Source organism: Paraburkholderia humisilvae, from assembly GCF_902859855.1.
GTDB lineage: Bacteria > Pseudomonadota > Gammaproteobacteria > Burkholderiales > Burkholderiaceae > Paraburkholderia > Paraburkholderia humisilvae.
The window spans coordinates 1-665 of sequence record NZ_CADIKH010000455.1 but is presented as its reverse complement, the minus strand read 5'-3'; the positions used below and the strand labels follow the sequence as shown (position 1 = coordinate 665).

The window sequence follows — 665 nt, the reverse complement described above, 5'->3', positions numbered from 1 at the left end:
CTGCGGGGCGTTTTCGTTCATCAAGGTCAGATAGGGAGCCGCGAAGCTCCATTCATCGTCCGATACATCCGTCGGGTATGGTTTGCGTTTTGTCATCCCGCCAGGTTACCAGGCCTGAACAAAAGTGCCTAACACCCTCTTCTATGGGGAATCAGAAGTCAAGCCGTTGCTTGAGATATAAATTTCGCGATGCGAAATAATAATCCTTGCCTTGTTATGGGCGGGTTGCATCGCTGATGACGACATCATTTGCCAGCCTGGCATATCGGTGTCACTCAGGTCAGGGGGGGTGAACCGGTCAGAGCCGGGGCGACCTTCTATCCGTGCCGGCCCGGCAGGCCGGTCACCTCATGCCACATGCGCGAAGCGCTGGCGCCACCCCTGTTACCGACGCGCCCCATCCAGATACACGGTTACCCGCGGTGGATAACCCGAGGGTGTTTCGGGCGCGTTGACCCTTAGATGCTGTTGCTGCAGCAGATGTCATCGAGTGGTTCAGGCCCCCCTCAGGGTGTTGCGTGACACGGCTTGAGTATCGCACCGACGGGAATCTCGCCGTGCTCGAGAAGGCGCCACAGGGCGATCGCCAGACGGCGTGCGAGCGCCACGATGCCGATGCGCCGCAGCCGCTTGCCGGCACCGGCAAAGCGCTCGTTGAACCAGTG

Annotated in this window: 1 protein-coding gene and 1 pseudogene; both read right to left on the bottom strand. The window is 59.8% G+C overall.

The features are described 5' to 3' along the window. On the bottom strand, positions 1-96 hold a 96-nt coding region (locus HV796_RS43030), incomplete at its 3' end, for a transposase (protein ID WP_425497113.1). Between the two features lie 410 nt (positions 97-506). After that, positions 507-665, bottom strand: a pseudogene (locus HV796_RS45310) (IS110 family RNA-guided transposase); the annotation flags it as partial.